Annotated in this window: 7 protein-coding genes and 1 pseudogene; 3 read left to right on the top strand and 5 right to left on the bottom strand. The window is 63.9% G+C overall.

Annotated features, from left to right (window positions below; all coding sequences use genetic code 11):
* Nucleotides 1-215: 215 nt before the first annotated feature.
* The 3 genes from fxsT to AQJ46_RS47460 all read right to left on the bottom strand — a co-directional run bounded on the left by fxsT (nucleotide 216) and on the right by AQJ46_RS47460 (nucleotide 8,729).
* The gene (fxsT, locus tag AQJ46_RS47470) at nucleotides 216-2,402 is read right to left on the bottom strand and encodes an FxSxx-COOH system tetratricopeptide repeat protein (RefSeq protein WP_107117481.1); all 2,187 of its coding nucleotides are present in this window, start codon (nucleotides 2,400-2,402) and stop codon (nucleotides 216-218) included.
* Nucleotides 2,403-2,536: 134 nt separating this feature from the next.
* The gene (locus AQJ46_RS47465) at nucleotides 2,537-3,013 is read right to left on the bottom strand and encodes a hypothetical protein (RefSeq protein WP_059211563.1); all 477 of its coding nucleotides are present in this window, start codon (nucleotides 3,011-3,013) and stop codon (nucleotides 2,537-2,539) included.
* A 2,620-nt stretch (nucleotides 3,014-5,633) separates the two neighbouring features.
* Nucleotides 5,634-8,729 (bottom strand): NACHT domain-containing protein, encoded by a 3,096-nt coding sequence (locus AQJ46_RS47460; RefSeq protein WP_059211562.1) that lies wholly within the window; start codon nucleotides 8,727-8,729, stop codon nucleotides 5,634-5,636.
* Between the two features lie 418 nt (nucleotides 8,730-9,147).
* Here AQJ46_RS47460 and AQJ46_RS58010 point away from each other — a divergent pair, with 418 nt between their 5' ends.
* Nucleotides 9,148-9,333: a hypothetical protein gene (locus AQJ46_RS58010; RefSeq protein WP_059211561.1), complete on the top strand. Its 186-nt coding sequence runs from the start codon at nucleotides 9,148-9,150 to the stop codon at nucleotides 9,331-9,333.
* 308 nt (nucleotides 9,334-9,641) lie between these two features.
* On the opposite strand, the gene AQJ46_RS55840 is transcribed toward AQJ46_RS58010, so the two are convergent.
* On the bottom strand, nucleotides 9,642-10,691 hold the full coding sequence (locus AQJ46_RS55840) for a hypothetical protein (RefSeq protein WP_159064205.1): 1,050 nt from the start codon (nucleotides 10,689-10,691) through the stop codon (nucleotides 9,642-9,644).
* Between AQJ46_RS55840 and AQJ46_RS47450 the strand changes: the two are divergent.
* Nucleotides 10,650-11,714, top strand: a pseudogene (locus AQJ46_RS47450) (FtsK/SpoIIIE domain-containing protein); the annotation flags it as partial. The gene AQJ46_RS55840 and the pseudogene AQJ46_RS47450 sit on opposite strands and share 42 nt — an antisense overlap.
* 204 nt (nucleotides 11,715-11,918) lie before the next feature.
* Nucleotides 11,919-12,380, top strand: a complete 462-nt coding sequence (locus AQJ46_RS47445) for a hypothetical protein (protein WP_059211560.1) — start codon at nucleotides 11,919-11,921, stop codon at nucleotides 12,378-12,380.
* A gap of 1 nt (nucleotide 12,381) precedes the next feature.
* Here the strand turns inward: AQJ46_RS47445 and AQJ46_RS47440 are convergent, their stop codons facing one another.
* Nucleotides 12,382-12,843: a hypothetical protein gene (locus AQJ46_RS47440; protein WP_059211559.1), complete on the bottom strand. Its 462-nt coding sequence runs from the start codon at nucleotides 12,841-12,843 to the stop codon at nucleotides 12,382-12,384.
* Nucleotides 12,844-12,859: the final 16 nt, after the last annotated feature.

The raw sequence follows: 12,859 nt of genomic DNA, 5'->3' as shown, positions 1-12,859 counted from the left end.
TGCGAGGGCCTTGATGAAGCAGGGAAGATACTGCCGCGCTCGATGAAGCAGGGAAGATACTGCCGCGCTCGGACCGCAACGGCTTTCAAGAGCGTCGCGTCACCACCACTGCCACCTCTTTTGACCTGCGTCTATGGCCCGATGTGGCAGATTGAGGAGAGCGCTGGCCCACGTATGGCCCAGAGAGCAGCCTCTGAGTCGTCTTCCTGGTCTTGTCAGTCGACGACACGAGGCTGTTGAAGGTCACCGAGTTCTCGCTGTGTGGTGAGGGTGTCTGGGTGGGTGTCGCCGAGGCTGACGCGCTGGTGGGCGAGGAGGGCCTCGAACTCACTGCGCGCCTGGTCCAACTCACCCTGCTCCCGCAGCACCCGGGCAAGGCCGTGGCGGGTGGTGAGGGTGCTTGGGTGGGTGTCGCCGAATCTTGCGCGCCGGTGGGCGAGGACGGCCTCGAACTCACTGCGCGCCTGGTCCAACTCACCCTGATCATGCAGCACCCGGGCGAGTTCGTGACGGGTGGTGAGGATGTATGGGTGGGTGTCGCGGAGGCTGACGCGCTCGTGGGCGAGGACGGCCTCGAACTCACTGCGCGCCTGGTCCAACTCACCCTGATCATGCAGCAACCGGGCAAGGTTGTGCCGCGCGGCGAGGGTGCTTGGGTGGGTGTCGCCGAGGCTGACGCGCCGGTGGGCGAGGATAGCCTCGAACTCACTGCGCGCCTGGTCCAACTCACCCTGATCATGCAGCACCCGGGCGAGTTCGTGACGGGTGGTGAGGATGTATGGGTGGGTGTCGCGGAGGCTGACGCGCTGGTGGGCGAGGACGGCCTCGAACTCACTGCGCGCCTGGTCCAACTCACCCTGCTCCCGCAGCACCCGGGCAAGGCCGTGGCGGGTGGTGAGGGTGCTTGGGTGGGTGTCGCCGAGGCTGACGCGCTCGTGGGCGAGGAGGGCCTCGAACTCACTGCGCGCCTGGTCCAACTCACCCTGCTCCCGCAGCACCCGGGCAAGGCCGTGCCGCGCGGCGAGGGTGCTTGGGTGGGTGTCGCCGAGGCCGACGCGCTCGTGGGCGAGGATAGCCTCGAACTCGCTGCGCGCCTGGTCGTACAGGCCCATGGCTAGCAAGTATCGGGCAGCGCGATTGGCCGTGCGTGCCGCGCTATGGATTGTCTGATCGGGCAGTTCGGTGACCGTGGCTCGATGGAAGAGGTCCAGGGCATGGGGTTGCAGGAGCCGCCAGTGACCCCAGTAGTCCGGTTCTTCAGGTATCCCGCTTCCGCCTGCGAACGCCGCGCTGTGCAGTGCAGTGACGGCTGCACTGAGTGCAGTTTGGTCGAGACTTGCACCTCGGACCAGCGGATGTACGCGCAACGTGGGCAGGGCATTGGAGCCCGTGGTGGGTGAGAGGTCTACCAGGCCGAGGCCGCTCAGGGCCGAGAGCAGCCTCCACACACCAGGTCCGTCAAGATGTCCTAGCTCCCCGGCGAAGGCCAGCGTTTCCGGTGTCAGGAGCAGGGTGTATGGCAGTGGGGCATCAGCGAATGTGGCGATCAGTCGCAGCAGCGGTCGGGCCAAGGGCATGCCGCGTTGGTCCAGCAGATTCAAGGACATGTCCCAGGCCTGTGCAATGACGTTGCCGTGGTCCACGAGTTCTAGGCCGCGGTCCAGCGCCGCCTGGTAGGAACAGAAATCTATGGGCGTGTCTGGCTCACGGTAGGCGGCCGGCACCGTGTTGGCGTCGGCGAGATAGGTACCGGCGAGGCGCAGGGCCAGGGGAAGCCCTCCCAGGCGTTGGGCCAGGCGTCGGGCATCATCCGGGGGACCTGCCATCGTGCCCGCGTGATCGCGCAGAATCTGTGCAGCGTCCGTAAGGTCGTCGCCGATCAGGGGGTGCACCGAATGTAGCGTGCAGGCGGTGCCCCACGTGTGGGGGGTGCTGTCGCGGGTGGTGATCAGGACGCTGCCAGCGCTGTTGGCCGGGCGCCGAATCCAGCCGGTTCCCTTACTCAGCCCTCCGGCACCGTCCAGCAGCGCCGGCTCGTCCGCGTTGTCCACCACCAGCAGCCAGGGACGCTCGTACTGCGCCAAATACCGCCACAGCGCGTCCGCCGCGTCTCCAGCCCGCAACTGCTCGTCGGGTGCGCCGGTCTGCCGGGCAACTGCCCGCAGTCCAGCCTCAAGCGTGGTGGCCTGGCGTGCATCGACCCACCACACCTGCTGCTCGCAGCCCAGCCTTCGGTGAACCAGCTCCAGGGCGATCGAGGTCTTCCCGGAACCGCCCATTCCGCATAGCACCTGCATCCGCGGGCTTCCCGGAACGGACAGCGCCGATTCCACCTGCTCGATCAGTGCATCGCGGCCCCGCAGCGGGCGGCGTGGATCGCGCAGGCCCAGCGGCGGCGCCACCGTGACCGCGGCGGGTTCGGGGGCGGACCGAGCATCGCCGAAGTAGACGTTGCGGGCTCGGAAGTCGCGCGCGGCAAGTGAACCATTGCTGGCCTGTACGCCCGGTGGTGGGGTGTCTTGCTTGCCGGGTTCGGTCAGGACCGGTCCGTACCCGGCTCCTGAGGGTTTCCCAGCCGCACCCCATCCCGGATGTTGGCCACACCCGCCGCGATGGACCCACCCTCCGCCTTCACCGACAGGTCACCGCCCACCGCCAGACCGTAGGCACCGGCCACTACACCGCCCGCCGCCCGCGCGGCCTCCTGCACAGCGGCCACCGCCTCATCCAGATCCCGCGCGAAACCAGCATCCTGCTCCGCAGCCCGGGAGACAGCGGCCTCGACACGCTGCCGGGTCAGAGCACTCGGCTCGGCCTGGCCGGCCGCAGCCTCCGCCTCCAGCCGCTCCAGCTCCGGGTCATCGCCCAGCCGCCGGGCCACAACGCCGTGCACGCGATCCATCGCCCCGTCGAGAGCCAGGTCCAGTTCAGCATCGGCACGCGCCGCCACCCGGCGGCCCTTGCGTACCGCCCACGCGAACACGCAGCCTACCGCGATCTCAACACCCGTCATACCGCCCCCTGTTGCTCATAATGAGCGTAGCGGGACAGTCGCAGCCACGGGCATCAATCCATCAACCGCATAGGACACGACCAATGGCCAGCGTCCTGACGCACTTCGCCAACGATCCATACCCGAGCCCAGGAGTCTTCTGATCCGGTACACGCCCGGGCACCTGAACACACCTGCTGCAGGCGTCGCCACAGCTTTTCAAGAGCGTCGCGATGTCACGGTTCATCCCCGCTCTGACCTGCACCGATGCAACAATTGGCCCAGTCTTCCAGTGCCTTGGCCCACACATGGCCCACAGGCCCTGCGCTGAACATGGGGGCAGGCTCGGAGCTCTTCTGCCTTCAAACGACTGCTGTCCTTCGCTGCTAAACGGCACACGGCTCCGGAGGGCCCTTCGGTCCCAGGAAAAGTGGCTGGTCAGAGCCTCGCAGCCGCTTGCTCGGGCCGGTTCTGTCCACAGATGGTCCGCGGTTCGGTGGACAACGCCTTAGGCGTGGATGTCAGTGGCCATCGTTAGGGTGGCTTGCACTGAGGCCGGTCAGAGAACCGTCATGGTCCGCGGTCTAAGGGGGGCGGGATCTGAAAGGCCCCCGGGTTCGCCTCGGGACTGTAGTCCATGCCGGAGCACCGCCCCCTCCTCGCGTGCCTGTCGATTCTGACCGCTTCGTCTCGAAGCAACTTGGGGTCTGGGCTCGGCCTTGGGCTTGTACGTCTCTCACCTGCTGTGATGGTCCGCAGACGTCCGCGCTTGTTCGCCGCTGTGTGTCGGCGTTGTCGCGCAGTTGCTGGGGTGCAAGGCCTGTGTGGCTCACCCGCTACTCTCGCCCGATTCCCGACGACGTGACCCTCGTCTCGATGTTGGTTTGCGAATTAGCCTAGGTGGTTGCAGTCGCTCACAAAGGCGGGAACTGTCGTTCGCATTCATCCCTGAAGCAAAGGCTTTACCGGTAGCGAGTACCTCGTGATGGCGCACTGCTCGCTCCGAGAAGGTCCGCCCGAATGGGACTAGATGCTCCGTCAGGTATTCCCTAAAGAAGTCTTTGTGTACGACGTCGATCGCCAGCGTTTTCCCTGTGTGCCCCATGAAGGTGCCCGGATCCTCGGGCTCATGGCGAAAAAGTCGGCACCATGGAGTGAAGGTCAGCTCCGTGCCAGCGGAGGTTGTTTTCGCCTCTATCATGGGTGCATCGAGAACTGCCACGACGCAGAGTAGGTGTGCCTCGAACCAGTGAAACGTGTCTTTGGGTGCAGACGAGGCAGAGAAGTGATTAGCCGCGCTTGCCAGGGGCATTACAATGCCGTTGTATGCGTCTGTTCCCGACAGTTCTAGCTTCGGACCCTTGCGGGCGCACTTGCTCATGATTGAGAAACCATCCCGGCTCATGAATGGTTCTCCAGAGAGCTCAAGTGCCCGCATCACGGAATAGGTCCAAGTGGACAGTGAATCATCGGTCGAGATCTTCACCTCCTCCTGTCTAAGGCCAGTCACCTGAGGAAGGGTTAGACGCCACGGTGACCGAGTGGATGAAAAGAAAACATACGGTAGGTCTGACTGCTTACACTCGATGAGAACTGTCAGTGACGTGCGGATTCGAGAAGCCTTAGCTGGTGGAGCGTCGAGCTCCTTCATGGCCATCAGGTCACAGGATCGCATCTCGCCTGTAATGCGATCGCGGAATCCCCACTCTTGCTGGACGTGAAAATCGCTTTCTAGTAGTTCGAAGACAGTGCTCTGTAGGGGGTATCCAGATTTCTCGATTGCGTCTGTTAGAACCTCTTCTGTGAGCCCTGCTTTAAGGCGGTTGCTTTCAGGGTTCCTGATTTCGGGATCCGTCATTGAATCGCGCCCTCGATCGAAGACTCTATTTATGGGATCGCTACTCTAGAGGTCTCAGCCGCCCTATGTCGTGCAGATGAGTGAAGAAGGTCGGCGGAACGGCTTTGGCCGGTGGCCTGCCCGGTCTGGGGTCGAGCATGACCAGGGGGCCGTACGCTGGTTGGCAACTCGGGCAGGCTTTGGACCTGCCCGCAATGTGCACGAGTGGCCCCCTGGTCTTGCTCGACGCGGGACCCGGACCGGGGAGGTGGCTAAAGCCGTGGAGCCGACCGGCCTCAGCCATAGAGGGTTTTCTCTGCTCTGCCCGCTGCACGCAGCGCGCCGCCGGGCGCGGCCAGCCGGGGCGGAGACAGGAGGCAGGCCGCGCCGCAGAGGCGGCGCGCGCCCGCGCCGTGCGCGGGCCTTGATGGCGTAGGGAAAGCCTGACCGATCAGAGCGTGACGGCTTTCAAGACCGATACACGATCGCGGGGCTGACACTGCCTGACCTGCAAGGCAAGGGCACAAGACGCGCCCCCCGATGCGTCTGGCCCACACATGGCCCACAGACTCTCAGTGTCCGGGTACTCGCGGGAGGGTGGAACCAGATGGACCGGTGTGGAGGGAAACGCACGTTCAGCCTGCCGCTGGAGGCTCCTGACCTTCATGTCATTGATGGGCTTGCACGGGTAGCCCTCCAGCATCCCATCCCTCCATAGGTCGAAGACATTCGCAGTTCGGTGAGCTCGATTGCCTTTCAGGTGTAACGGCCCAATCCCCTATGGGAATCCGAGGCTGCGGTGTGTCACTCGAACAAAGTCTGCACCCCAGGGATGTCCAGGGCGGAGATGATCGCACCGTCGGGAGTACGACACTCGGTGAGACTCACCAGTTCAAGGTTGTCGAACTGCGCGAAGGCGTGATGGTCGCGGGGCAGAATGCAGCGGCTCAGATACAGTTCGGTCAACGAAGGCGGGGAGCTCTTGAGTGCTGCAAGCCAAGCGTTTACGTCGTGGTCGTAGAGCCACAGGCTTTCGAGACGGGTCATTCCTGCGAGTTCCTCCAAACCTATCGGCGCGCACTCGTCATACCCGACCACGTGCAGGTCCCGCAGGCTCGTAAGGGTGGCAAGCGGGCTCAGGTCTTGCCCCTCAGTTCGGGAGAGGTTGAGAACCTTGAGCTTGGGAATCAGGCGCAACGTGTTCAGATCCAGGTCCCCGGACAAGGGAAGCCCCACCCAGCTCAGTTCCGGGAGGTCCGAGAGAACGGATGTTCCTCTCATCGGCCCGCTGCCCCACAGCATGAGGTGTTCCAGTCCTGGATGGACCTGGAGGTAGGAGAGGTCGGCTCCTTCAGACAACGTGAGCACCCACAGTTGGCGGAGGGGTGGCAACTCGGCAAGAAACTCGAGCCCTCGTACAGGGTGATCTATTCGTACATCTTCCAGCGAACGCAACCGGCTCGCTGCATGCAGTTGGCCGGAATGATTGAGCACCACTTGGTGTCCCGCCAGCTGTAGCCGAGACAGAACTACGTCGGCGTATGTGTCTGCATCGAAGTAGTCCCATGCATGGATGAGTTCATTGACCACCCCCTCACGATCGTCCCCCACATATCCCGCCAGCAGTTCCAGGGACTCCTCGCCGCCGATCAGCGCTACAGTCCGCACTGTCTGTCGCGCGCCATTCTCACTCAGCTGCTCCAGCGATCGCGGCAACCAGCGAAGCAGGCTGGGCCCCACCGCCGCCAGCGCGGGCGGATCCGTTTTCCGCCTTGCCGGAAGCAGCTTGGTCACAGCCTCGTCCAGACGCACCGCAAGCTCATTCTTCACGGAAGGCAACGTCTCCTGGCACGCTGCTGCCAGCAGTCGCAACGTGCGCGCATGCCGGGGTTCTTCATCGGCGCGGCTGAGGATGCCACCGAGCAGCTCTTCCCGCTGGCGAGTATTGGCATGGCCAGCCGCCATGATGATCGTCTCCCGCCATAGATCTAGATGTGCTCGGCCGACCAGGTTGCCAATGCGGTCCTCCTCCGCGGCCTCCTCAGCGGCGAGGTACTCCTGGAAGGTACGGTGCACGAAGTCCATACGCCCCTCGGCCGGGGACCGGAGGATTCCTGAGCGATGCCGTAGCTGTTCCAAAACCTGGTCGCCGTCCAGAACGTCCAGGTGACGCATCGCCCTCAGCTTCGCCGCGACATACGCAGCCGCCTTCTCCAGGGCAATCTCACTGCGGTTGTTGTCCGACAATCGCCACGCGAGGTCTCTCAGTATGACGAGTTTGTCGCCGAGGCTGAGCTTGCTGTCGACCGCGCTCGGCACATTACGATCCGCGTCCCGGTCGTGGACCAGGGTGTGCAGAGCATTGCGATACAGCTCCATGCGATCCCGCGGCAGTTGGCGGCCCCTGTTCAGGTGCATCGCACACAGCATGGCCGCCAGCAGCGGCGTACCTGCCAGCGATTGCAGATGCGCTCTGTCCTTCAGACTGGTGAGCAGGGACTGTTCGTACTCAGGAAGTTCATCTACGGCACAAGGCAGTTCGCCGCCTAGCTCGCGTAAAGCCTGGTGCCACTGCCGTACGAATGCCGCCAAATCCGGTGGCGTCATCCGGTCTAGATGGAGGGCTGTGAAGTCCTCACGGCGAAGCCAATCCGCGCCGGCAGCCGCAGGGCGCGAGGTGACGACTACCCGTACGCCGTCGTACTGCCCCAGCAACTTGTGCAGCCAGTCTCGCACCACCCGGCGGTCCCGGTCGAGCAGCTCGTCCACTCCATCAATCAATAGCAGTGCCGTGCCGCCGTCGAGCTGCCGCTCGACCCATCCCCTGGGCATAATCCCAGTAATGGGCCCGGCGATTCCGTCGAGCATCGCCTCCGGGTTGGGCGGCGTGCGGCCGCTGTACTCACGGAGCTTAATGAAGATGGGGGTGAGCCCGTTCCAGTTGGCCAGCTCACCCGTGAAAGCCCCGCGCGCTGCCATGACGGCCAGCCAGCGCAGCAAGGTCGTTTTGCCCGAGCCGGCCTCGCCCCGTAGCAATACCCGGGACGCGCCACTCAGCGCGGCCTCGACCCGCATGCCGGAGCTCTCGCCCCCGGCTTCTTCCCAGTAGCTCATCTCGGGCCTGGTTAGTGGGGAGGAACGGGCGGCACGTCGGCGCTTCCCGTCGTCTCCGGTGGCCCGCAGGCTCACGTACGCAACGGAGAGCCGTACACGTGGTGCGGTTGCATGGTCAGATATACGTCGGAACAGCTCCACCTCGTCGAGGTCCCTACTGACCAGTTCCAGGTATGTACGGCGGAAGGCCGTGTCATGGTCCGTGCCGTCCGGCGCAAACAGTGAACGGTCCGGGAGACGTTCCAGGATTCGCGCCACCTCAGCGCCCAACGTGGCTGTCCGCGCCAGCACTTCCCCCGCTACCCGCTCCTCGAAGACTGGCAGGCTGCGCACAATGCGTACGTAGTACTCAACGCACTCGGCGAAGAGCACCTCGTACAGGCGGCTTTCAGTTTCATTCAGGCCGACAGGCGCACTCACAGAACCGGTGATGTAGCGAATGAGCTCGGCTGGCTGAGCATTCGCGGCTAAGAGTGCCTCGTCTGAGAGGTCCGCCTGGGTGAACATGTCGGACACGGCGTCGATCACCGCTTGACGACCGCCTTCTTCCAATCGCTGGAACGCGTGCTTCAGGAACGGTTCCAGCCGGTCGAACACCGCGTTGGTGATCTGGTCGAACTGCTGCTTGACCTCGCGCTGGAGACGTATCCCGGACACCCGTACCCGGACCAGTTCCTCCATCGACAGCAAGCGCTCCTGCTCCCGCTGCTTGCCTCCCAGCCAAAGCCGCCCCGCCGCGTTCGCCACGGTCGTACCCAGCCGCAACGCCGCCGTCTCCGCGAGCATTGAACCCCCTCCTTCACCTGCCCCAGGCATTGTGGCAGCAGACATCGGCAAAGGGGCCCTCTCTATCCAAAGAGGACACCTTCCCCGGCCCCCGCCTGCACTCTGAAGGCTGAGCACGTCGTTCAAGAGTTCATCCACGCCCGGAAAGTAGCTACGGCCACTGACACTGGGCTGCGCAAGTTGACCTGAGACGTACTGCGGTCCCGGCCGGCTGGGTGGTCACCCTGGGACGCCTCTGACGGCGGATTTACAGTCCCCTCAAGATCACTCGCTCGCACCCCATCCGACCAGCAGGAATGTGCGTCCAGCATTCAAAACGCCGACTTCTCGTCCACGTCTCGTCCGGAGCTGGCTACCGCCCTAGCTCTGCTGCGGTCCGAGGAGGAGCATGGAAGGCAAGCGACCAAGGAGGCCTGCCATGAAAACCGGCGCCTCGGACTCGGACTACGAACCGTGGCTGTACTCGCACACGCCCTCCCAGGCTGAGGGCGAGCGGGACGATCCTGCCGAACGTGCGGCCATGCACCCAGATGTCCCCAGGACTGAGCCTTCCCAGGCGGAAGGCGAGCAGGTGGACGACACCGGGACGGTTGACCGCCGATAAGCCCGATGGGCGGGCCTTCCCACGCGCCCTGACAGCGTGTGGAGCGGCCCGCATAAACTCTGTCGCCGTCGTAACAGTGGGACGTGACGTTCCGAAGCCGATGACGTGGTGCGCAGACCGCTCCGCTTTGGATGATGACGGCCTCAGGCGCCTGGCGCGCCGACCGATCAGGCGCGCGTATGTTTCGCTGCACCCCCACTGGCCTCAGCCACGCTGCCGATGCTGTCGACCAGAACAAGCTACGACGGCCGTTGCGGCTGCTGCACTCCGTTGAGGTTCTACATCCCCGTTTCAGTACGCCGTTGACGTCAAACGCTTTTATTCTCTGGTGTCCCTGAGGTATCGCCAGAAGTATTGGTGACGACCTCTGCTGAGCCAGCTACTGGGGCACAGGAAATGGCCGCGATGAGGACACGAGTGGCTTCTTGGCGATTCTCTTCATCGAGATGTCTCAATAGCCTCTCCGCGGCAAGAAATTTCGAAAACTCAAGCGGTTGAAGAAAATAGGCCCTTAGTTGCGTTGTGGCACTTTCTTGCGTCTTCATGAATGTAGCACCAATATAGGCACCCAGGCTCGCACCTGTAATTCCCGTAGCACCAGCAACGATGGATGCTGTAGCGGATCCAGAAAGGCCCGCGATTACGGCGCAGATGACAATCAACGAAAACCCGGCACCGGCTGCAATCTGACCATACAGAAAACTGCGTTCAGCCTGAGTGGTTGCGATCTTATGGTAGTAATCCAGGCGCTTCTGTGTGGCTCTCCAAAGCGACGTGAAATCTGTAGCTCCGGCACTGATTTCACTCTCCGCCTTGCGGAGTTCATTCTCGGCGAGGCCTAAAATTGTGCGATCCTCGAACTCGCGCCGCATTTGGCGGCGATTTGTCCAGACGGCAAATGTGCCAAGATAGAGCCAAATGACTACACAAATGGATGCACCCAGTGCATTTTTATTTGGAGCATGGCTATCACGCCAAAGTGTCGCTGCGCAAATTGCGCCTACAGCTCCTGCAATTGGCGTCCCGAAAAGGATGAATTTTGCGAGTCTTTGTGTCCGTTTGCGCTGTGGTGACTCTCTCCAGGCGTGCCGCCTTCTGGCGCCCTCCTTTTCTTCTTCTGTGGTGTCTACCTCGCTTTGAGTCGGGGGAGTTGAACCGTCGACCGCAGTCTCTGCGGAGTTTGGTGCTGCATCGTCGCCATGCTGCTCTGCTCGTGTCATTGCTTGCCTGCCGTCCCTCAAAGAGTAAGTCGCATCATACTTATCGAGATGCCATTTGGAAGGATTACGCAGGGCAAGGAATGACGTCGTGGAGCTCTGCGCGGCGATGCTGCCGCTCTGTCGCTGTATCAGCGGCACCTGCTCATCACCGGTCTGTCCAACCAGGGCAAGACGGCCGCCCTGCGGGCCCTGGCCCTGTGGGCGGTCCTCGACAAGACGGTGGAGTTCCGCATCGCCGACCTCAAGGGCGCCGGCGACTGGGCCATGTTCGAGGGCCTGGCCACCGTCCTCATCCAAGGGCCGACCGATGAGCACGTGATCGAGGCGACCGAGATGATTGAGGGCCTGGTGGCGGAGATGGAACGGCGCATGGAACAGCGCCGCCTGGACCCGAGCATCGTCTTCCCGCCGCTGATCGGGCTGGTCGACGAGGCGCAGGTGGCGTTCATGTGCCCGGCCGTCGACGACGACAAGAAGCCCTACGGCGGCTCCAAGGCCACCTCCCGCTACTTCATGGCGGTGCGCAAGGTCCACAACCAGGGCCGCGTGGTCAACGTGCTGATGTGGGAGGGCACCCAGGACCCCACCGACCAGAACCTTCCCAAGCTCGTGCGCGAGGGCGCCCACACCCGCGCCTCCCTCGCCCTCGGCACGGAGTCGCAGGCCCGGATGGCGCTGGGGGACAAGGCGGTCGACGGCGGCGCCGCCCCGAACCTGCTGCGTCCCGGGCTGGACAAGGGAACCCTGGTGGTCGCCTCGGACGGCATCGCCATCCCGGCCGGCCAGGCGTCCATCACGGTGCGCACGCACTTCATCGACGACGACGGCGCCACCGCCATCACCGACCGCGCCAAGGCCATGCGCGACGGCATCACCACCCTGACCCTCATCGAGCGCAGTGAGCAGCGTGATGCCCTCGCCGACATCGCGCACGTGATCGGCGACGCCTCGCGTCTGCTCACCCTCGACATCCTCAAGCGGCTCGCCGCGCTCAACGAGGACGCCTACGGCGCCTGGACGTTCGGCGACCTCAAGCGAGTGCTGGAGGCCGAGGGCGAGGAGCCCAAGAAGTCCAACCGACGCATGGTCGTCCACCGCGATCACGTCCTGCGCGCTCTCGCCAATCGCGACGACGAAAGTTCCGCTTCCGTCGTCGGATAGCAGGGAGGCGCACACGCCCGGGACGGGGATGCGGGGATACACCCCCAACCCCCTCCCTGACCCGCCTCCCTGGCCCTGACCTGCGTAAATGATCAATCAGGGAGGTAGGGAGGCACCCCAGGCCAGGCCCCTGAAACCCCCTCCACAGCACCCCTCCAAGGGGGTGTCCCTCCCTCCCTGGCCCATGTACGGAAGGGATTCCGCATGTACCCCGAACCTGCCCGTCACGCGCCCGTACAGGGGGCCGTGGAAGTCCATCACCCGGCCCCGCTTCCACCCGCCGTCATGGTTCCCGGTCCGATGGTTGCCGTGCAACCGGGCGCCGTACCCGCGGTCGCGAGCATCGTCCTCCCGGACGGCCGCGTCGTCACCGGCTACGCCGTCAACCCCGCACAGCCCGAACCCCTCGCGGCCAAGCCGCCCGTATCCCGCGCGGCCGTCAACGTCGCCCTCGGGGGCGTCGGCTTCCTCGCCGTGTGCGGCGGCCTGCTCCTGCTCACCACCTTCATCACCGCCCTGACCGCGCTGATCACTCAGCTCATCACCCTCGCCGCCGTCATCTTCGGCGGCTGGATCGCCGTGCAGATCTTCAAGCCCCACGGCCACCCGGGCGGGACCACGGTCAACATCCGCAAAGCGATCTTCAAGCGCAACCACTTCGGCTGACTCAGTTACCCGCGATCGGGTTGGCCGCCCAATGCTCAGAAAGTGCTGCCCACCAGTTCGGATGTTCGTTCACCACGTAGACGAAGGCGGGAGACGACGCACGCAGCAGGAGGGCGTAATCCTGCCACCCGTCGGAGCTGCGGATCTCAGGGTTGAGGTCGTTGACCATGAGTCCGTAGTCCACGGTATCGGCGAGCATGCGCAGAAGATTGAGAACGCGCCATCGCTCATTGCCCTCCGCCGGCAGGTCGAGGCCGCCATAGAAGTAGCCGTGCAGCTCAGGCGCTGCGGCGATGAAGCTCTCGACGTAGTGCAGCCGTTCAAGTCCGTTGTACCGAGCTGTAGCTCCGGCGATTCCGTTGTTGATCGCTGTCTGGCGTGTGAGTTCTCGCGTCTGCCAGGCAGAAACAAGCAACGAGGCCACGACACCGATGGACGCAATCACCCCGAATATGTCGGCCACTCGATCCCCCAGGTCG

Origin of the sequence: Streptomyces canus, from assembly GCF_001514145.1 — a bacterium.
Classification (GTDB): Bacteria; Actinomycetota; Actinomycetes; order Streptomycetales; family Streptomycetaceae; genus Streptomyces; species Streptomyces canus.
Note: the sequence above shows the minus strand (reverse complement) of the source record. Positions and strands in the feature narration are given on the sequence as shown.

What these genes read in the sequence shown, in the direction of transcription:
- AQJ46_RS47465 (WP_059211563.1), bottom strand. Translation starts at nt 3,013, where the DNA reads ATGACGGGTGTTGAGATCGCGGTAGGCTGCGTGTTCGCGTGGGCGGTA.
- AQJ46_RS47460 (WP_059211562.1), bottom strand. Translation starts at nt 8,729, where the DNA reads ATGCTCGCGGAGACGGCGGCGTTGCGGCTGGGTACGACCGTGGCGAAC.
- AQJ46_RS58010 (WP_059211561.1), top strand. Translation starts at nt 9,148, where the DNA reads ATGAAAACCGGCGCCTCGGACTCGGACTACGAACCGTGGCTGTACTCG.
- AQJ46_RS47445 (WP_059211560.1), top strand. Translation starts at nt 11,919, where the DNA reads ATGTACCCCGAACCTGCCCGTCACGCGCCCGTACAGGGGGCCGTGGAA.